We start from the raw sequence: 21,365 nt of genomic DNA, 5'->3' as shown, positions 1-21,365 counted from the left end.
CAAAGGGCCATGAGTCCCAAGCCATGACCTTATATCATGACTTGGGGCTTTATGACCTTTTCATCTTATATAAAGGAAAATGCTGACCGGAGCAGTTACCCCGCAGGCTTTTCGCTGAGAAGTATAGAAACATGAACTTCTTTCAAAGATAAGTACTGTTCACAGTATACTTTCGGGAAAAACTGTTTGGGTATGTCTGTATCAGCATGGTGAATGGGGTATTTAAAGAAAGGGGAAGGATAGGATAGTGGAGAAGTTCGATAAGGAGTTATTCAAAAAAGAAGTTGAAAACAGTGCCCGTAAGCTTTACCGTAGATCATTAAAGGATCTCAGTACAAAGGAAGCGTTCCATGCGGTTGCCTATGCTGTGCAGGATACAGTCATTGATGACTGGATGGCTACACAGAAGATAACAGAAAAGAAGGACACAAAGAGAGTTTATTATCTCTCAATGGAATTCCTGATGGGTAGAGCATTGGGCAACAACATCATCAACCTGACATGTCGTGATGGAATAAAAGAGGCACTTAAGGAACTGAACCTGGATCTTGATTCCATCGAAGATGAGGAGCCTGACTGGGCACTTGGAAACGGCGGTCTTGGACGACTTGCCGCATGTTTCCTTGATTCACTTGCGACTCTCGGATATTGGGCATGTGGATGCGGTATTCGCTACAAGTACGGTATGTTCAAGCAGCAGATCGTTGACGGTTATCAGAAGGAGGTTCCTGATGACTGGCTGAAGGACGGCAATCCTTTTGAACTTCGCCGTGCAGAGCTTTCCAAAGAGGTAAAGTTTGGCGGATGGGTTGAGTCTGTAAACGAAAACGGAAGACTCAGATTCGTTCAGAAGGGATATCAGTCTGTTATCGCTATTCCTTATGATACACCTGTAGTGGGCTACAACAACCATGTGGTAGATACATTACGTGTATGGGATGCAAAGGCGAAGGATACATTCCGTTTGGATGAGTTTGACAAGGGAAACTATGAGGCCGCTGTTGAAAATGAAAACATGGCCCGTAATATAGTTGAAGTTCTTTATCCTAACGATAATCACTATGCAGGTAAGGAGCTTCGTCTTCGCCAGCAGTATTTCTTTATCTCTGCATCTGTACAGACAGCAGTTAAAGAATATGTAGATAAGCATGACGGTGATGTCAAGCATCTGTATGAGAAAGTAGCATTCCAGCTTAACGATACACATCCTACTGTGGCTGTTGCAGAGCTTATGAGAGTCCTTATGGATGACTATGATCTTTCATGGGATGAGGCATGGGATATCACTGTAAAGACCTGCGCATACACTAACCATACTATCATGGCTGAGGCTCTTGAGAAGTGGCCTATCGAGCTCTTCTCTAAACTGCTTCCTCGTATCTATCAGATCGTTGAGGAAATCAACCGCAGATTCTGTGAAGAAATCCGCAGCAAGTATCCTGACAATGCCGAGTACAAGATTTCCAAGATGGCGATCATCTATGACGGACAGGTTAAGATGGCACACCTTGCCATCGTTGGCGGTCATGCGGTTAACGGTGTAGCGCAGCTTCATACAGAGATCCTCAAGAAGGAAACACTTAAGGACTTCTATGAGATGTATCCTGATAAGTTTTCAAGCAAGACAAACGGTATCACACAGCGTAGATGGCTGCTTCATGCAAATCCTGAACTTGCCGCATGGATATCTGACAAGATTGGTGACGGTTGGATCACAGATCTTTCCAAGATTAAGAAACTGGCTGTTTATGCTGATGATGAAAAGTGCCAGGCAGAGTTTATGGCTATCAAGCGTCATAACAAGGAGCGTCTTGCAAAGTATATCTTTGAGCATAATGGTATTGAAGTTTCAACCGATGCAATCTTCGATGTTATGGTAAAGAGACTTCATGAGTATAAGCGTCAGCTTATGAACATACTTCACGTTATGTATGTTTATAATCAGCTGAAAGATCATCCGGATATGGATTTCCATCCTCATGTGTACATCTTTGGTGCAAAGGCTGCAGCCGGATATAAGACTGCAAAGCTTACTATCAAGCTTATCAATAACGTTGCCAATGTCATCAACAATGATGAGTCAATCAACGGAAAGATCAAAGTTGTTTTCATCGAGGATTACAGAGTATCCAATGCTGAAGCCATCATCCCGGCTGCTGATATCTCAGAACAGATTTCAACAGCATCAAAGGAGGCTTCGGGAACTTCCAATATGAAGCTAATGCTTAACGGTGCACTTACACTTGGATCACTTGATGGAGCCAATGTTGAAATCGTTAAGGAAGTTGGAACGGAGAATGCATTTATCTTCGGTATGACTTCAGACGAGGTTATCGCTCTTGAACATAATCATCAGTACAATCCGATGGAGATATTCAACAATAATCAGGAAATCCGTCGAGTATTGATGCAACTTGTAAACGGCTTCTACTCTCCTGAGAATCCTGAATTATTCAGACCTCTGTACAATTCATTGCTCAATACAAATGAGTCTGATGTGGCAGACCGCTACTTCATACTTAAGGATTTTGCTTCCTATGATGAAGCACAGAGGAGAGCCTGCGAAAGATATGAGGATGAAGCATGGTGGGCTAAGGCATGTATCCTGAATACTGCTCATGCCGGCAAGTTCTCATCTGATCGTACTATCGAGGAGTATGTTAAGGAAATCTGGAAACTTGACAGAATAAAAGTTAAGGTATGATATAAGCTAAACAGCTTGTCAAAAGAAAATCCCTTCGAGCAGTCAGAACTGACTGTTCGAAGGGATTTTTAATTAAAGGAATGATTAGAAAAATGCCGGTATGAAAGGATGATGCATCAGGCAGTGATAAAGAGTAAGGCGATGGTACTCACATTATTTCATACTGTGAAATAAATAATTCTTTCAGTTTCTTCGTAGCCCATAGAATGATAAAGATTCAACGCGATGGTATTGGTGCTTGAAACCTGAAGTAAAATATTTTTGTAATTACCGTTTTCATAGTGTTCCACGGCCTCCATCAATGCACGTCCGTGTCCCTGCCCGAGAAACTTATCATAGACAAGTAAACCATATAAATACAGAGTGTCATCCCCGTAAGCGGTGAGATGGACTTCTCCGTATTGATTGGAAAGGTTGTCTCCGGGATCTTTTATGGGGCTTTTCAGAGTTTTCTTCATAAAAAGTTCATCATAGAGATGTGCTGCGCCTATAGAATGAAGTGTTTCAAAGGTATCAGGGGAAATGAAAGGAACGGCTGAGTGAAGAATCCCTTCGCCACCTGAATATGTGATGCCATCTTCCTTTGAAAAATCAACTGTGCTGTCGTTTGATTCAGAAAAGCTGATATGTGTATGAGCTGTGTCGTCATGCCCTGCAAGAGGCGCTTTTATCATAAACTTGATACGATATCCCCTGAAGTCATCTCTCAGACTGTTATAGCAAGTGGTAAAAAAACCAATACATCTCATGGCCGGATGGGTGAAGGCTTCTACCTCTATGACCTGTTCTCCGTCCATGGTTTCTCCCAGGAGATAGCCTGAAAGAACAGCGAAAAGATCTGCGTCCAGACCACTTTCTTCGTTGTCGTCATTTCTGATAATGTAATAAAAGTCTCCGTCAAGTTCAGGATCATAGTTTGTGTGATCGGCATTATTGCACTCTGTTACAAGTTCACAGACGGATTTTCTATCATTTTCTGTTAATTCTTTAAATAATTCTGCTTCCATGGGACTGATTATAACAAACTTGCTAAGAAAATACCATTATGTTAAAATATACCGATAAGTCGCCACGACGGCTTATTCAAAGACTGATACTTTATACATATAGGTTGCAGGAGAAGATATGGAAAAGATTTATAAGACTATGCGTGATACAGGAGCAGGTTCTATTGCTATTGGTGTTATCATACTTGTAGCCGGAGTCATTGTTGGTATCATTTCTATCATCAATGGGGCTATCCTTTTGAAGCGCAAAAACGAACTTACTTTCTAAGATGGCACAATACAAAACCAGAAACCAAAAGATTGGCTGGATTTTATTTGCGGCTTATCTTCTTGCGCTGATCTACCTCATGTTCTTTTCGGATATGGAGCAGAGAGGATTAGGTGCGAAAACGGAGTATACATACAATCTCAAGCCGTTTGTTGAGATAAAGAGATATATTTTTTCGGCAAGACAGATAGGATTTAAAGGGGTTTTGCTGAATATATATGGCAATATTCTTGGATTTATGCCATTCGGATTCATTTTACCGGTTATAAGTACAAGATGCAGAGAACATTGGTTCAATACTGTTATCTGTGCCTATCTGCTCAGCTATGGTATTGAGATGGTTCAGCTTATTTTTCGCGCCGGTAGTTGTGATGTGGATGATATCATACTCAATACCCTCGGGGGTGCATTGGGATATGTTATATTCCGGTATGTACTTTATAGAAGAAAGCGCAGATATATGAGGCGTATTGCTTTGAAAAGAAACAGATCCAGAGGTTAGCTGTGGCAAAGAAGAAAAGATACAATTATATAAGAAAAAAGCTTGCACCTGGCACCTGGTTCAGGATATTTACGACTGTTCTTTCATATCTGCTTTTGGTTGCATGCATAGTTATATCAACCCTTAAACAGGGAAACGGTCCTATGATTGTCGGAGCACTGGGACTCAGTTCGATAATCATGGCAGTGTATACCATTCTGGACATGTTTTCCCGGATCAAGGATCCTGAAATGAACTATATACCGGTTCGTATTGCCGGTGTAACATCCCTGATTATTATTATCATATGGTTATTCCTGATAGGTATTGGGTTAACTGTTATTTCCTGAGGTATTATGGAACGTTACGATGATGCAATAGAGCGTATAAGACAAATCCCGGAAGAAAAGGCTGTGCCGGAAACTTTCCGGGATTATTTTATGACATGCGCTGATTTTATTATAAAAATTGATGATTTTCTGAGAGATACTGAGGACGTAGATCTTTCAGACGTATCCACGGAAGATGACAGGGGAAAGGAACTTCTCCGAAAGCTTCGTACATGGAACACAGTGTTCTATGGGGAAATGGCGGACGGATATGAGAAGTCGTATCTTAATCCTTCATTTGCAGAAAAGAAGTTGTCTCCATTCGGTGGGGTATTGTCTGTTCTTTATATGGAGATCACCGGACTGATTCCTTCGGCCTATGAGAAGGATCTTTCGGATATAACTGCAGTTCTCGAAACATTTATACAGATTTACTGCATGTTTGTATCTGATTATTCTGCACATGTTGAAGATTCATCATTAAATGAGCTTCCGGATGTACAGGCTATAAAAGATGTCCTCTATTCATATGCGTTTGATTACTCCTTTGATTTTTTGCAGCGTGATCTGGATGGGCGGTATATCGCAGGAGATTCATATACAAGAAGTGTGGTGCTGAATCATGACTTTAAAACTGCTTCGGATTTATATCTCCTTGGAACATATGTTTCTGAAGCTGCTGAAAAGACAGCGGAGTTCATCGCTTCACTTCCTCAGGAAGAAGTCGACAGAATGGCGTACACCTGGTATAAGGGATTTAAAGACGGTTTCAGGATACAGGGTAAACCTTATGAGAAAAAGTCTCTTATCGAGTTTAGATACCAGGTTGGATTTGAGCGTGTAGTGAAGAGAACCGCAGAGTATTTCAGAGAAGACGGATTTGATTTCACGATTCCGAGAAAGTCAGGCCACTTTATTACCAGAAGTCCAAAGGGAGCAGGAGCTTTGTATGAAAGTCCAAACAGACAGATGGACTATGATCATAGCTACGATCTGTCTCTTGTTATGGGAGATCGTATAGCTGCCCGCATGATAGAGGAGACCAATCAGATATTCCGCTCATATGGGCAGGAGATCAACAGATATGCCGGCCCGGTAGTCATGGATTGTTTCGGTGAACCTGTATTTGAGCCGTTTGATAAGGAAGAGAACCTTAGATTCACTGATCATCAGAAGACAGTTTACGGTAAGTACAGAAATGATCTTCAGCTTCTGGTACATAGATATATAAAGGAAGAAGAGAGATCTTTTACTATCATTGCATGGCCTTTGCCTACCATAGGAGATGATTTCGATAAGATATTCCATGAAACTGTCGCGATCAATACCATGTCCTCAGAAACATATATGCCTGTGCAGGAGAAAATTATAGCGGCACTTGATCAGGCGGAGTATGTGAAGGTAAAGGGACGGGGCAACGATACAGATATGCACGTTGTCCTCCATAAGCTGACTGAACCTGAAAAGCAGACTAATTTTGAGAATTGTCTTTCTGACGTGAACATTCCTCTGGGAGAAGTCTTTACATCGCCGGTGCTTACGGGAACAACCGGAGTGCTCAATGTGAAGTCTGTATTTATAGAGGGCATACAGTTCAAGAATCTTAGGATAGAGTTTAAGAATGGAAGAGTTACAGACTATTCCTGTGACAATTTTTCTGATGCAGAAGCATCAAAGGCACTTATCAGAAGAGTTATCTTCGGAGAGAAAGAGAATCTTCCTATCGGAGAATTCGCAATCGGAACCAATACGCTGGCTTACAGGATGATTGAGAGATATTCCATAGGTGCAAGGATGCCTATTCTCATTGCGGAGAAGACAGGACCTCATTTTGCTGTTGGAGATACATGCTATTCCTTCATGGAGGACATGAAGCTTTACAATCCTGACGGCAAGGAAATCATTGCCAAGGATAATGAGTGTTCTGTATTGAGGGATGAGGAGCCTGATAAGGCTTATTTTGCGGTTCATACGGATATCACCATTCCTTATAATGAGCTTGATACCATCATTGCGGTAACCTCAGAGGGAGAAGAGATAAGCATTATAAGGGATGGACGTTTTGTGCTTGAGGGCACGGAGGTTTTAAATGCTCCACTTGACGATTGATGATTTTGACCTTACTGCCATTGCAGAGTCGGGGCAATGTTTCCGCATGACTTCACCGGGGATTGTAGGAGGCTTTCCTTTATATAAAGTGGTAGCTTCAGATAAGTGCCTTCTGATATCGAGAGATCCGGAAGGCGGAGAATGCGATTTTCTCGCAGGCTGTGCAGAAGATGAATGGAAATCGTTTTATAAACATTATTTCGATCTGGACACAGATTATCAGAAGTACAGAAACTATGCTTCTCCGGATGATGACTTTTTGAATGAATGTATGGGCTATGGCATGGGAATCAGGATTCTTAATCAGGATTCATGGGAGATGCTCATAAGCTTTATCATTTCTCAGAGAAAATCTGTGCCGGCGATACGTACAACAGTTGAGAGACTGTGTGCATTATCGGGGAAGACATCATATGTTGACGCGACTCCGTGGCATGAAATGAATCCGGATATTCCGGAAAGGATAAGCTATCATCCGTTTCCTGACGCTGAAACACTGGCAGGGTACAGCATCGAGGAAATCAATTCCACGGGTGCCGGCTACAGAAGCGGATACATCATGGAGGCGGCAAGAAAAGTAAGTACCGGAGAGCTTGATCTTACGGGTATGACGAAAGCACAGGATGAAGTTCTTTTGGAAGAACTTCTCAAGATTCAGGGTGTGGGTATAAAGGTTGCAAGCTGTACAGCATTATTCGGTTTTCACAGACTGGCTCTTTGCCCTGAGGATGTGTGGATGAAGAGAGTGAAGGAACAGTTTTACGGTGGTGAATGGCCGGAAGAATACAGACCAGCACTGGGAGTGCTTCAGCAGTATATGTTCTATTATGCAAGGCTTGAGCACGAAAAAGACAAAATTAAACGAACCAAAAGAGAGAACAGATGACTGAAAAGAATCATGGACAGCTGCGCTTTTTGACGACAGTTGTTGCGATGACAATTTTAATAGTAAGTATGCTTTGTCCCTTTATGGCGACTACAGCATATGCTGCATGGAATTTTCCTACAGTAGAGCTGACAGCGGAGGCAGGAATAGTTATGGATGCTGATACGGGAGCCATCCTGTTTCAGAAGAATCCTCATCAGAGGGAATATCCTGCATCCATAACCAAGGTGCTTACGGCTCTTGTTGTACTGGACAATTGTGAACTTGGAGATCTCGTGACATTTTCTCATGACGATGTATACAATGTTGATGTGGGATCATCCAATGCCCAAATAGATGAGGGAGATGTGCTTACGGTTGAAGATTGCCTTAATGCGCTCCTTCTTAAGTCTGCCAATGAGGCGGCCAATGCTCTTGCCTGTCATGTTGCAGGTTCCAGAGAAGCATTTGCTGAAATGATGAACGAAAAGGCACGGAGTCTCGGTTGCACGGACAGTAATTTCACCAATCCATCGGGATTGTTCAATGAAAATCATTATACAAGTGCGGCAGATATGGCGCTTATTGGTATAGCTGCCATGAAGAATGAGAAGTTCATGGAGATAGATTCTCATCTTTCATACAAGCTCGCCGGTACTGTGCGAAATCCTGACGGACATACAGTCTACATGGAACATAAGATGCTGAGAAATGATACTCAGTATTCCGATAAAAGAGTTGTTGCGGGAAAAACAGGATATACAAAGGATTCCGGGAACACTCTTATAACCATGGCAAGTGAAAACGGAAGGAATCTTGTTGCAGTGGTTCTTAAGGATAAGAATCCGGCTCACTATACTGATACCAAGGCGCTTCTTGATCTTGGATTTTACAGTACTGAAAAGCAGTTGTTGAATGACGGAATATTCAACACTGAGGACATTAAAAACCGTCTTATTGCAGATACAGTGGTGGATGATAAGTGCCAGGCTTCAGACATTTCCGTTAAGGAGGATATGTATGTTTCACTTCCTGTAGGGTCTACTCAGGATGGACTCACATACAGGCTTAACTACAATCTTCCGACGAAAAAAACCGCCAATACCGTGGCGGAAATAGAGTACCTGGCTGATGGACTTACTGTTGGAAGATACAATGTGGAGAAAGAGCAGTCTGTTGAGATAGCAACTACTGCAGAAGAAACTGTGCCTGAGGAAATAAAGGAGACGGTTGGAACAACATCTGTTAATATGGCTGTTATCGCCGGTGTGGTGGCGGCCGCTATAGTCGGAACCGGGACATTTCTCATAATGAGGAGAGTTAAGGATCAGCACAGACTTGAACGTCATATGAGAGAAAGACGTTCTGAGAGACTTAAGGATCTGAATGTATCAGAGGATGAATTCAGAGAGATGCTTGAAAAGAGACGTGCGGTAAAGACACATTCACAGAATTCTCCGTTTGTTTTTACTCAACATGAAAACGGACATGATCATCCGGGGAAGCGTGTGCAAAATAGAAGAAATGTCAGTAGGGGACGGAGAGAACAGCGTCAATAGTAATCGCTGATATGAATAATCGTTATTATGGGAATCCGTTATTCTGTTGACAACGATTATTGGTTTTTATATATTTCAAAACATGAACAGCAAAGAGGCTGCCGTTATGCGGTGGCCTCTTTTTCTGTTTATCAGAAAGATACAAGTGCCACGGGTGGAATGGCTTGATATGGGATTTTGACCCATCCGAATAAAAATATATAAACAGTTATTATATTTTAATAAACGCCGAATTATATAAGGTATAACCGGGCGTTCTCATAAAAAATTTATCTCTGATATTTGGTAATGATTTGCCCTTAAATATGTTGAAATAATCCTTAAAAGTGATAGAATAAAGCAAAATGTATGTGTATCAAATACAGTTGTTCTACTGCGACGGACATTTTATTAAAAGTGTATAAACAAAAATATATCTGATATATCGGGTTTTCCATGAAAACTTGAAATATAAATTCAGCCTTTCGTTTCACGAAATATCAACAGGCTGACACTCAAAAAACGAGGAGGGACTTATGAAACTGAAGAAAATCTTATCTCTCGGTCTTGCAACGACCATGGCTGTATCGCTTGCTGCCTGCGGAGGATCATCATCAGGCGGAAATTCGGGAAGCGGCGCAAGCGCCGGTGGTGATGTGATTAAGATCGGTGTATTTGAGCCGACAACCGGCGAGAACGGCGGTGGCGGATATCAGGAGGTTCTTGGAATCCGTTATGCGAACGAGACACACAAGACAGTTAAGATCGGAGACAAGGATTACACCATCGAGCTTGTAGAGGTAGACAACAAGTCAGATAAGACAGAGGCGGTTAATGCGGCAAACAAGCTTATGGGTGAGAAGGTTTCTGTAGTTCTCGGTTCATATGGTTCAGGTGTTTCTATTGCGGCAGGTCAGATTTTTGCCGATGCGAAAGTTCCTGCCATCGGCTGCTCATGCACAAACCCTCAGGTAACACAGGGTAATGAGTATTACTTCAGAGTATGTTTCCTTGATCCTTTCCAGGGAACTGTTATGGCAAACTATGCTATGCAGAATGGTTACAAGAGCGCAGCTATCCTTACACAGCTTGGAGATGACTATTCATCAGGACTTGGCTCTTACTTTAAGACAGCATTCTCAGAGCTTGGCGGAACTGTTGTAGATGAAGAGCAGTTCCAGACAAACCAGACAGATTTCAAGGCGGTACTTACCAATATCAAGGCTGCAAATCCTGACGTAATATTTGCTCCTTCATCCATCACAACAGCACCTCTTATCATTAAGCAGGCAAGAGAGCTTGGAATCGAGTCTCTTATCGCTGCAGGTGATACATGGGAGAACTCAACCATCATTGACAACGCAGGCGCTGATGCTGAAGGCGTAGTTCTTTCAACATTCTTTGATGAGGCTGAGCCTGCAAATGCTGAGGCCGAGTCATTCATCAAGGGATTCAAAGAGTACTTAAAGAAGAATGACCAGTCAGATATCATTCCTGCAGTGTCAGCTCTTGGATATGACGCTTACCTTGCAGCTTACAATGCTATCGAGAAGGCTCAGTCAACAGACGGCGAGGCTATTAAGGAAGCTCTTAAGGGTGTTTCTTATGATGGTGTAACAGGCGCTGTTTCATTCAATGAAGAGGGTGATGCCAACAAGGATATGGCATTCATCAAGACCATTAAGGATGGCGGATTCCAGTTCCTTACAACTACAACAATCGACGGTTGATCATTATTTGCCGTTTAATCGTATCTGTTAAAGTCTTGTCGGTCCACGGGGACATGGATAAGAAAGTAATGGATCAAAAGCGGTATTGTTTGAAGGGGCATCCTTATAAGATGTCCCTTCGTGTTTTATGAGTTCATCCGAAAAATCTATTTTATTCTTTCAACAAGGGGAAATGTCTTATGTCTCTTACCACATTCCTGCAGCAGTGTCTGACAGGTATTTCACTGGGTGGTGCTTATGCACTCATAGCCATCGGATATACCATGGTTTACGGTATACTCAGACTTATCAACTTTGCACATGGCGATATCTTCATGATGGCAGGATACTTCATGATCTTTGCTATGGCATCACTTCCATGGTTCATCGCCCTTCCGGTTGTTCTTATCGTAACAACTGTTCTTGGCGTGGGTATCGAGAGAGTTGCGTATAAGCCTCTTCGTTCTGCACCAAGAATGTCCGTTATGATCTCGGCCATCGGCGTATCATATCTGCTCCAAAATCTTGCGACATACCTGTTTACTGCCCTTCCTATGGGATATCCGGAGATACCTGTACTTAAGAAGGTTTTCAAGCTTGGAGGACTTTCTGCATCCTTTGTTACTTTTCTTACACCGGTCCTTACCATCATACTTGTATATCTTCTCATGACACTTATCCAGCACACAAAGATGGGTATGGCCATGAGAGCGGTATCAAAGGACTATGAGACAGCTTCTCTTATGGGAATTGATATTAACCGTACAATATCCATGACATTTGCCATCGGATCACTTCTCGCTGCTGTAGGTTCTATTCTTTATTTTACAGACCGAATGACAGTGTTCCCGTTCTCAGGTTCACTTCCGGGAATGAAGTGCTTCGTTGCAGCGGTTTTCGGAGGCATTGGTTCCATCCCCGGTGCAGTTGTGGGAGGTTTCCTCATCGGAATAGGTGAAACAGCGCTTGTTGCAGCAGGTCACTCTACTTTTTCTGATGCTTTTACCTTTGTTATCCTGATTGTAATTCTTCTCGTTCGTCCTACCGGACTTTTTGGTGAGAAGACCACAAACAAGGTCTAAGGAGGAAAGGGATGAGTGCTAATAGAATGATTAATACAGAAAAAAGAAGGAACTGCATATGCACCCTTATACTGATAGCGCTGGTGCTTGGTATATGCGGTTATCTTGAAGCAAATAAATACAGCTACAGCTATGCAATATCTATCATTGAAAGATCAATGGTTTATGCAGTGGTTGCAGTTTCCATGAACCTCGTAAATGGTTTCACTGGGTTGTTTTCTCTCGGACAGGCAGGCTTTATGGCATTGGGAGCTTATGTTACGGCCATATTTACTATTCCGGTAAATCAGAGAGCCTCCGTATATTATATTTCGGGAATTCATCCTGCTATTGCCAATGCTCAGCTCCCTGTTATCGTGGCGCTGATACTTGGAGGTCTTGTGGCCGCAGGTGTTGCCGCCCTTATCGGATTCCCGGTTCTGAGACTTAAGTCTGACTATCTGGCCATCGCGACACTTGGATTTGCTGAGATCATCCGTGCATGTATCGCTGCTCCTCAGTTTGATACCATCACAAACGGATCATATGGTCTTAAGTCAATTCCGGGATTCACCAATATTTTTCAGCCTTTGGCATTATCTGCAATCTGTATAGGGCTTATGGTGCTTCTGATCAATTCATCATACGGCCGCATGTTCAAGGCGGTACGTGAGGATGAAATTGCGGCAGAGGCCATGGGAATAAACCTTTTCAAGACCAAGGAGCTTTCTTTTGTTATCTCATCATTTTTTGCAGGAGTCAGCGGCGGAATGCTGGCAATGTTCATGAGATCGATTGACAGCAAAACTTTCCAGGTTGCCCTTACCTACGACATACTTCTTATCGTTGTTATCGGAGGTATAGGTTCAGTGACGGGTTCTGTTATCGGAGCATTTATCGTTACAGCAGGAAGAGAGATACTCAGATTCTTTGATGAGCCGCTTTTTATCGGAAGCTTTGAAGTACCTTTGTTCAGACCGGGATTCCGTATGGTCATTTTCTCCATACTTCTCATGATTGTTGTTCTTTTCTACAGAAAGGGACTTATGGGTACAAATGAATTCAGCTGGAACGGAATATTTGCCTTTTTCAAGAATCCCGGCAAAAAGAAAAGTAAAAAGATGGAGGGCAAGGCATAATGAGTGAAAACAGACAGAATGTCCTCAGCATGCAGAATGTTGTCATGCAGTTCGGCGGAGTCAGAGCCATAGATGAGCTTTCGCTTGATGTGAACAAGGGTGAGATCGTAGCACTTATCGGTCCTAACGGTGCAGGAAAGACTACTGCATTTAACTGTATTACAGGTATTTATACACCGACCTCCGGTGAGGTTTCTTTCAACGGAAAGAACTTAAAGGGCAATTCGCCGGATGAGATAACAAAGCTTGGTATCGCGAGAACTTTCCAGAACATCAGACTTTTTTCAAATCTTACTGTTTTTGATAATGTTTTGATTGCCAAGCATCTTCGGGCAAAGGATAATGTCTTCACCGCAACACTGCGACTTAATCGTGCAGAAGAAAAGCGGATGAGAGAGGAGACTGCCCAGCTTCTCAAGGAGCAGGGATTATATGAGCTTAAGGACGAGATTGCATCTTCGCTTCCCTATGGCCTTCAGAGACATCTTGAGATTGCGAGAGCACTTGCAACACAGCCTGAACTTCTGCTTTTGGATGAGCCGGCTGCAGGTATGAACCCGCAGGAGACACAGGAACTCACAGATTTCATCGTTAAGATCCGTGATCAGTACAAGCTCAGTATCTTCATGATAGAGCATCATATGGATCTGGTAATGCAGATTTCAGAACGCATATATGTTCTTAATTTCGGAAAGCTCATCGCACAGGGAACACCTGATGAGATTCAGAGCAATCCTGAAGTAATCGAGGCTTATCTGGGAGGTTCCGAGGATGCTTAAAGTTAATAATCTTAAAATAAATTATGGTGGAATCGAGGCTGTAAAGGGAATAAGTTTTGAGGTTCCGGATCATTCCATCGTTACACTGATCGGTGCAAACGGTGCGGGCAAGTCTTCGACGCTTCGTACAATTGCCGGTCTCGTGAAGGCGAGTGAGGGAACTATAAGTCTTGACGGCGAAGACATTACCAATATGCCGTCTGCAAAGAGAGTGGGAAAGGGCATCGTGCTCTGTCCTGAGGGAAGAAGAGTTTTTCCGGACATGACTGTGCTTGAGAACATAAAGATTGGTGCTTATCTCAGAAACGACGATCTCACTGAAGATATCGAAAATGTTTACAATCTGTTTCCGAGACTTAAGGAGCGTAACTGGCAGCTTGCCGGTACTCTTTCGGGTGGTGAGCAGCAGATGCTTGCCGTAGCCCGTGCGCTTATGTCCAATCCTGAGATCATGATGCTTGATGAGCCTTCGCTTGGTCTTGCACCTATCGTTGTGCAGGAGATATTCTCCATCATCAAGAAGATCAATAAGGAGAGGGGTACTACCATCCTTCTGATCGAGCAGAATGCAAATATGGCACTTAAGGTTGCCGATAAGGCCTACGTCATGGAGACAGGGCGTATCACTCTTTCCGGCACCGGAGCAGAGCTGCTTGCAAACGACGAGATTAAGGCGGCTTATCTTGGCAAGAAAAAGTGAATGATTTTTAACCCGATTATCCGGTGGGGCAAGTGCTATGGGTCCCGCCGGATTTTGCTTGTGAAATGGACTTCATCACTTTGCTTCGCTAAATTATATAAATCTTGTTTGAACAAAAAATCATATTATGTAAATTATTTATATTGTCCCGGAAAGCAATATTTGATATTATATTGAAAATTTGAATTAAAAAGGAAAACCTATGAGATTTACAAAGATGCAGGGTTGCGGAAACGACTATGTATATGTAAATTGCTTTTCGGAGAAGGTTCAGGATCCATCATCCCTTGCGGTGAAGATCGCCGACAGACACTATGGTGTAGGCGGCGACGGACTTATCCTCATCGAGCCATCCGATAAGGCAGATGCATACATGCATATGTTCAATCTGGACGGATCCGAAGGTAATATGTGCGGCAACGGCATACGTTGCGTAGCAAAATTCATATATGATCACGGCATTATCGAAAGTGACCGTGATGAAGCAGTCATCGATACCAAATCGGGACTTAAGAAAATTAAGCTTTATACAGACAATGGAAAAATGACCCACGCAACGGTTGATATGGGAATTGCGAAATTAACTTCAGAGCTTCCCGAAGATATCACTGTTCATGGGATGCATTTACATTTCATCGGCATTGATGTCGGTAATCCTCATGCAGTTTATTTCCTGTCTGATAATCCTGAGCTTAATGTTTCTTTAGTCTCTGATTTGGATTTTCTTTTATATGGACATGATTTTGAGACTCATGAGCGTTTCCCTGAGAAGGTGAATTCAGAGTTTATCAGGATCATTTCTCCTACGGAAATTGATTTCAGGGTTTGGGAGAGAGGTTCGGGCGAGACTCTTGCCTGCGGAACCGGAGCAACAGCAGCTGTTGCGGCGGGATGCTTGGCGAAGAAGCTTCAGCCTGATACAGAAGTTACGGTTCACCTTATAGGTGGCGATTTAAAAATTAAATATGAATCCGCCACAGGCCGCTGCTTCATGACAGGACCTGCGGTGGAGGTCTTCAGCGGAGATTTCCCGGTATAGTTTGAGTGACAAAAGCAATATTCAGGTGCCTGGTACTAATCAAGGTGATTTATTAGATTTCCTAAAAGAGGTTTTTAAATCACCGGCAGCATTCGTACCGGAAGGAATGGCGTGGATGTCATAGTTGCAGCTTTTAATTTCATGGATTTTATTTCTTTGAAATTAAGATATACGTCATGCTGCTTCTGCTATTATCGCGAGTGACCTTACGGTAGTAGCTTATGGGGCTTTGATAAAAGACAAAAAATGGAGATGCATTCATACATCTCTATTTTTTTGAGAGTGCCGGAACATTCCGTTTTATGTACAGTCTGTATCAATTTGGCATGACAACAAGTTTTTACATCAAAAAGGAGAAACAATGGACGCATTTCTGATTCTAGAAGATGGAACTGTTTTCAAAGGTACGTCAATCGGCGCTGAGAAAGAGGTCATTTCCGAAGTAGTATTCAACACTTCCATGACCGGTTATCTTGAGGTTTTAACTGACCCTTCTTACGCAGGACAGGCAACTGTCATGACTTATCCTTTGATTGGAAATTATGGTATCTGTTACGACGATATGGAGTCGGAACGCCCATGGCTGGACGCATTTATAGTTCGTGAACTTTCACGTATGCCGTCCAATTTCAGATCTGAAAATACAATCCAGAACTTTTTAAAAAAGAATGATATACCGGGAATTGCTGGAATCGATACAAGAGCCCTGACAAAGATCCTTCGTGACAAGGGAACCATGAACGGTATGGTTACAACAAAGCGTTACAAGGGAGAGGAACTTAGTGCGATTCTTGAGAAAATCAAGGCTTACTCCGTTACAGGTGTTGTCGCCAAAACAACAACAAAGGGAGTTTATGTTGCCAAGGCTCAGAATCCGGACGGTTCAAGATATACAGGTGACAAGGATCCTAAGAGAGTTGCATTCATCGATGTTGGAGCCAAGAGAAACATTATCCGTTCTCTTCAGAGACAGGGATGTGATGTAACTGTATATCCTGCGGATACGGAAGCATCGACTATCCTGAGCCAGAATCCAGATGGTATCATGATTTCAAACGGACCGGGAGACCCGAAGGAAAATGTTTCCATTATAAAGGAAATCAAAAAGCTTTACGATTCGAATGTTCCTATCTTTGCCATCTGTCTCGGACATCAGCTCATGGCACTCGCTACAGGCGCAGATACCTTCAAGCTTAAGTACGGCCACCGTGGCGGAAACCATCCTGTAAAGGATCTTTCAAACGGTCGTGTTTACATCACATCTCAGAACCATGGATACGCAGTAGACCCTAAGTCACTGGATCCTAAGGTATGTGAGGAAGCATTTGTCAATGTTAATGACGGTACCAATGAAGGACTCAAGTATGTAGGCAAGAACATCGTTACGGTACAGTACCACCCGGAGGCATGTCCGGGGCCGAAAGACAGTGCATATCTGTTCGAGCGTTTTATGAAGATGATGGAGGCATGAGAGAATGAAGGATAACAGCATTAAGAAAGTATTGATGATCGGTTCAGGACCTATAGTTATCGGTCAGGCTGCAGAGTTTGACTATGCGGGAACTCAGGCCTGCCGTTCTCTTAAGGAAGAGGGCATTGAGGTGGTTCTTCTCAACTCAAACCCTGCAACCATCATGACAGACAAGGATATCGCGGATCATGTATACATTGAGCCGCTGACTATAGAAGTTCTGGAGAGACTTATCGAGAAGGAAAAGCCGGATTCCATCCTGCCGACTCTTGGCGGACAGGCCGGACTCAACCTTGCCATGGCACTCGACGAGTCAGGCTTCCTTGAGTCACATAATGTAAGACTTATCGGAACCACTGCTCTTACCATCAAGAAGGCGGAAGATCGTCTCATGTTCAAGGAAACCATGGAGAAGATCAATGAGCCTGTGGCACCTTCAGAGGTAGTTCACTCGGTTGAAGATGGATTGAGAGTGGCGGAAGAGATCGGCTATCCTGTAGTATTGCGTCCTGCCTACACACTTGGAGGCTCAGGCGGAGGTATCGCTGAGAACCGCGAGCAGTGCACAGAGATCCTCGAGAACGGTCTTAGACTTTCAAGAGTTCACGAGGTTCTTGTTGAGAAGTGCATCGCGGGATGGAAGGAAGTTGAGTACGAGGTAATCCGTGATTCTGCGGGTAATGTTATCACCGTATGTAATATGGAAAACATTGACCCTGTCGGTGTTCACACAGGTGACTCTATCGTAGTTGCGCCTTCACAGACTCTCGGTGACAAAGAGTATCAGATGCTCAGAACATCGGCTCTTAATATTATCACAGAACTTGGAATCACCGGTGGATGTAACGTTCAGTATGCCCTTCACCCGGAGAGCATGGAGTACTGTGTAATAGAGGTTAATCCGAGAGTATCACGTTCATCAGCTCTTGCTTCAAAGGCGACAGGATACCCTATCGCAAAGGTTGCTGCAAAGATCGCTCTCGGCTACACTCTTGATGAGATAAAGAATGCCGTAACAGGAAAGACCTACGCATCCTTCGAGCCTATGCTTGATTATGTTGTAGTTAAGATGCCTCGTCTTCCTTTTGACAAGTTTATAACTGCCGAGCATACCCTCGGAACCCAGATGAAAGCTACAGGTGAGGTTATGGCCATAGCCAATAACTTCGAGGGAGGTCTCATGAAGGCCATCCGTTCACTTGAGCAGCATGTGGATTCACTTCTTTCATACGATTTCTCTGATCTTGATGATCATGACCTTCACAAGCTTCTCCACAGGGTTGACGACCGTCGTATCTGGGTTATCGCTGAGGCTCTGAGAAGAGGCTACAGCTATGAGGAGATACATAACATCACCAGGATCGATGAGTGGTTTATAGACAAGATCAAGATTCTGGTAGACATGGAGAACCGCTTAAAGAGCGAGTCAATGAACGAAACATTACTCAGAGAAGCTAAGAGAATCGAGTTCCCGGATAATGTTATCGCCCGTCTCACGGGCTACGATGAGTCAGAGATCGCTGAGATGCGCGACAAGTGGGATATCAAGGCTGCTTTCAAGATGGTTGATACCTGTGCCGCAGAGTTTGAGGCTGAAACTCCTTACTACTACAGCGTTTTCGGCTCTGAAAATGAATCAACCGGTGCTTTCCGTGATCCTGAAAAGAAGAAAAAGGTTTTGGTTCTCGGATCAGGTCCAATCCGTATCGGCCAGGGTATCGAGTTCGACTTCTGTTCAGTACACTGCACATGGCAGTTCAAAAAAGAGGGTTATGAAACTATAATTATAAATAACAATCCTGAGACTGTTTCAACTGACTTCGATATCGCAGATAAGCTTTATTTTGAACCTCTGACACCTGAGGATGTTAAGAATGTTGTTGATATCGAGAAACCTGATGGAGCTGTAGTTCAGTTCGGTGGTCAGACAGCCATAAAGCTTGCTGATGCACTTGAAAAGATGGGCGTGCCTATCCTTGGAACACAGCAGGATGATGTTGATGCTGCTGAGGATCGTGAGAGATTTGATGCCATTCTTCAGGAAACAGGCTGCCAGCGCGCCGCAGGTAAGACCGTATTCACTGCTGAGGAAGCGAAGGAGGCTGCCAATGAGCTTGGTTACCCTGTTCTTGTACGTCCTTCCTACGTACTTGGCGGTGCAGGAATGCGAATTGCAATATGCGACGAGGATATAGACGAGTACATCGGGGAGATCAACCAGATCGCCCAGGAGCACCCGATCCTTGTAGATAAGTACATCCGCGGAACAGAACTTGAAGTAGATGCAATTTGTGACGGCAAAGATATTCTTATACCGGGAATCATGGAGCATATTGAACGTACCGGAATCCATTCAGGTGACTCCATATCTATTTACCCGCAGAGAAGCCTTACAGCTACAGCAAAGCAGAGGGTTATCGATTACACAGAGCGTCTTGCGAAGGCCCTTCATGTTATCGGTATGGTCAATGTTCAGTTCATTGCAGACGGTGACGAGGTTTACATTATCGAAGTTAACCCTCGTTCCTCAAGAACAGTGCCTTACATCAGCAAGGTTACGGGAATTCCTATCGTGCCTCTTGCAACAAAGATCATCTGCGGACATACTATCAGAGAGCTTGGATACGAGCCGGGTCTTCAGAAGGAAGCCGCATACTATGCTATAAAGATGCCTGTATTCTCATTCGAGAAGATAAAGGGTGCCGACATCAGCCTCGGACCGGAAATGAAGTCAACAGGTGAGTGTCTCGGTATAGCAAGATCCTTTAACGAGGCTCTTTACAAGGCCTTCCAGGGTGCGGGAATCCAGCTTCCGAAGTACAAGAACATGGTTATCACCGTTAAGGATGAGGATAAGGAAGAAATCATTCCTATCGCAAAGCGTTTTGAGGCTCTCGGATACCGCATCTTTGCAACTCACGGAACATTCAGGGCTCTTTCTGACGGCGGTGTAAAGTGCTATCAGGTACGTAAGGTGGAGCAGGAGTCTCCTAACATCCTGGATCTGGTTCTTGGTCATGAACTTGATATTGTTATCGATATTCCTAAGGAAGGTGCAGAGGCCGGAAAAGACGGTTTCGTCATCAGAAGAAATGCTGTTGAGACCGGTGTAAATGTTTTGACCGCAATTGATACCGCAAAGGCTCTTGCAACTTCACTTGAAAATAAATCATCGGAGCTTACCCTTGTGGACATTGCAAAGCTGGATGAGAAGGAGGATATTCATGAGTAAAAAGCGTATGGTTATCGCTCTTGGTCATAAGGACCTGGGCTTCACACTTCCCGAGCTTAAGGCGGCAACTGGGAAGACGGCCGTTATGATAGCAGATTTTGTAGAAAATGGATATCAGGTGGCATTGGTATTTTCCAATGCACCTCAGGTTGGCATGATTCATACTGCAATGAAGAACCTTGCGGATGAGCATCCTGAGCAGTATGTTAATACACCTCTGAGTGTTTGCTCGGCCATGAGCCAGGGAATGATAGGATATGATCTACAGAATTCAGTGAGAGCTGAACTTGTGAAGAGAGGCATTTACAAAACTGCTTCAACGGTTCTTACCCAGGTTCTCGTGGATCCTTATGATGAAAGCTTCTATAATCCTATCAAGAAGGTCGGAAAGATAATGAATGCCGAAGAGGCAAAGAGGGAAGAGGATAACGGAAACCACGTTACCATGATCTCTGAAGGAAGGTTCCAGCGTATAGTTTCCGCACCGGTTCCGAAGTCAATCGTTGAGATCGACGCAATAAAGACTCTTCTTGATGCAGATCAGGTTGTTATCGCCTGTGGCGGCGGAGGAATTCCTGTTCTCAGACAGGGTAATAATCTGAAGGGAGCAGCAGCCGTTATCGAGAAGGACAGAACTGCAGGACTTCTTGCCAAGGAGATAGATGCAGACATTCTCCTCATCACAACAGCTGTAGATCATGTATCACTTAACTTCGGTCAGCCTGATGAAAAAGCCCTTGACAAGATGTCTATCGGGGAAGCAAAGCAGTATATCAAGGATGGTCATTTTGAGTTTAAGTCAATGCAGCCAAAGGTTGAGGCGGGCATAGACTTTGTTGAGGCCGGAAACGGACGCCGTGCCATCATAACTTCGATGGAATTTGCTGAGAAGGCTGTGGCAGGACTTGCAGGAACAACCATTGCATAACTTGAT

Annotated in this window: 17 protein-coding genes; 16 read left to right on the top strand and 1 reads right to left on the bottom strand. The window is 43.6% G+C overall.

Features of this window, described 5'->3' with window-relative positions; all coding sequences use genetic code 11:
* Positions 1-244: 244 nt before the first annotated feature.
* Positions 245-2,704 (top strand): glycogen/starch/alpha-glucan phosphorylase, encoded by a 2,460-nt coding sequence (locus BM294_RS05680; protein WP_175494546.1) that lies wholly within the window; start codon positions 245-247, stop codon positions 2,702-2,704.
* Positions 2,705-2,862: 158 nt separating this feature from the next.
* Here BM294_RS05680 and BM294_RS05675 read toward each other — a convergent pair whose 3' ends face one another.
* Positions 2,863-3,711, bottom strand: a complete 849-nt coding sequence (locus tag BM294_RS05675; protein WP_091205627.1) for a GNAT family N-acetyltransferase — start codon at positions 3,709-3,711, stop codon at positions 2,863-2,865.
* A 118-nt stretch (positions 3,712-3,829) separates the two neighbouring features.
* Here BM294_RS05675 and BM294_RS15840 point away from each other — a divergent pair, with 118 nt between their 5' ends.
* The 15 genes from BM294_RS15840 to arcC all read left to right on the top strand — a co-directional run bounded on the left by BM294_RS15840 (position 3,830) and on the right by arcC (position 21,359).
* A complete protein-coding gene (locus BM294_RS15840) occupies positions 3,830-3,979 on the top strand; it encodes a hypothetical protein (protein ID WP_175494540.1) in 150 nt (49 codons plus the stop codon).
* A 1-nt stretch (position 3,980) separates the two neighbouring features.
* On the top strand, positions 3,981-4,481 hold the full coding sequence (locus tag BM294_RS05670; protein WP_091205625.1) for a VanZ family protein: 501 nt from the start codon (positions 3,981-3,983) through the stop codon (positions 4,479-4,481).
* A gap of 2 nt (positions 4,482-4,483) precedes the next feature.
* Positions 4,484-4,810 (top strand): hypothetical protein, encoded by a 327-nt coding sequence (locus BM294_RS05665; RefSeq protein WP_091205624.1) that lies wholly within the window; start codon positions 4,484-4,486, stop codon positions 4,808-4,810.
* 6 nt (positions 4,811-4,816) lie between these two features.
* Positions 4,817-6,898, top strand: coding sequence for an aminopeptidase (locus BM294_RS05660; protein WP_091205622.1), 2,082 nt, complete (start codon positions 4,817-4,819; stop codon positions 6,896-6,898).
* Complete coding sequence (locus BM294_RS05655; RefSeq protein ID WP_091205621.1) at positions 6,879-7,784, top strand: DNA-3-methyladenine glycosylase family protein; 906 nt, start codon at positions 6,879-6,881, stop codon at positions 7,782-7,784. Before BM294_RS05660 ends, BM294_RS05655 begins: the two co-directional genes overlap by 20 nt.
* Positions 7,781-9,322: a D-alanyl-D-alanine carboxypeptidase family protein gene (locus BM294_RS05650; RefSeq protein WP_091205619.1), complete on the top strand. Its 1,542-nt coding sequence runs from the start codon at positions 7,781-7,783 to the stop codon at positions 9,320-9,322. Before BM294_RS05655 ends, BM294_RS05650 begins: the two co-directional genes overlap by 4 nt.
* Positions 9,323-9,837: 515 nt before the next feature.
* Positions 9,838-11,031: an ABC transporter substrate-binding protein gene (locus tag BM294_RS05645; protein ID WP_091205618.1), complete on the top strand. Its 1,194-nt coding sequence runs from the start codon at positions 9,838-9,840 to the stop codon at positions 11,029-11,031.
* 179 nt (positions 11,032-11,210) lie between these two features.
* Positions 11,211-12,092 carry a branched-chain amino acid ABC transporter permease gene (locus BM294_RS05640; RefSeq protein ID WP_091205616.1) on the top strand — a complete coding sequence of 294 codons (882 nt, stop codon included), beginning with the start codon at positions 11,211-11,213 and terminating at the stop codon, positions 12,090-12,092.
* An 11-nt stretch (positions 12,093-12,103) separates the two neighbouring features.
* Positions 12,104-13,210, top strand: a complete 1,107-nt coding sequence (locus BM294_RS05635; protein WP_330389817.1) for a branched-chain amino acid ABC transporter permease — start codon at positions 12,104-12,106, stop codon at positions 13,208-13,210.
* Positions 13,210-13,989 carry an ABC transporter ATP-binding protein gene (locus BM294_RS05630; RefSeq protein ID WP_091205614.1) on the top strand — a complete coding sequence of 260 codons (780 nt, stop codon included), beginning with the start codon at positions 13,210-13,212 and terminating at the stop codon, positions 13,987-13,989. Before BM294_RS05635 ends, BM294_RS05630 begins: the two co-directional genes overlap by 1 nt.
* The gene (locus tag BM294_RS05625; RefSeq protein WP_091205612.1) at positions 13,982-14,689 is read left to right on the top strand and encodes an ABC transporter ATP-binding protein; all 708 of its coding nucleotides are present in this window, start codon (positions 13,982-13,984) and stop codon (positions 14,687-14,689) included. The genes BM294_RS05630 and BM294_RS05625 overlap by 8 nt, the downstream gene beginning before the upstream one ends.
* Before the next feature lie 202 nt (positions 14,690-14,891).
* On the top strand, positions 14,892-15,728 hold the full coding sequence (dapF, locus tag BM294_RS05620) for a diaminopimelate epimerase (RefSeq protein WP_091205610.1): 837 nt from the start codon (positions 14,892-14,894) through the stop codon (positions 15,726-15,728).
* A gap of 361 nt (positions 15,729-16,089) precedes the next feature.
* On the top strand, positions 16,090-17,199 hold the full coding sequence (locus BM294_RS05615) for a carbamoyl phosphate synthase small subunit (protein ID WP_091205609.1): 1,110 nt from the start codon (positions 16,090-16,092) through the stop codon (positions 17,197-17,199).
* A 4-nt stretch (positions 17,200-17,203) separates the two neighbouring features.
* Complete coding sequence (gene carB, locus BM294_RS05610) at positions 17,204-20,431, top strand: carbamoyl-phosphate synthase large subunit (protein ID WP_091205607.1); 3,228 nt, start codon at positions 17,204-17,206, stop codon at positions 20,429-20,431.
* The gene (gene arcC, locus BM294_RS05605) at positions 20,424-21,359 is read left to right on the top strand and encodes a carbamate kinase (protein WP_091205605.1); all 936 of its coding nucleotides are present in this window, start codon (positions 20,424-20,426) and stop codon (positions 21,357-21,359) included. Before carB ends, arcC begins: the two co-directional genes overlap by 8 nt.
* Positions 21,360-21,365 lie beyond the last annotated feature (6 nt).

It is taken from the genome of Oribacterium sp. WCC10 (genome assembly GCF_900113415.1).
Lineage (GTDB): Bacteria > Bacillota > Clostridia > Lachnospirales > Lachnospiraceae > Oribacterium.
Note: the sequence above shows the minus strand (reverse complement) of the source record. Positions and strands in the feature narration are given on the sequence as shown.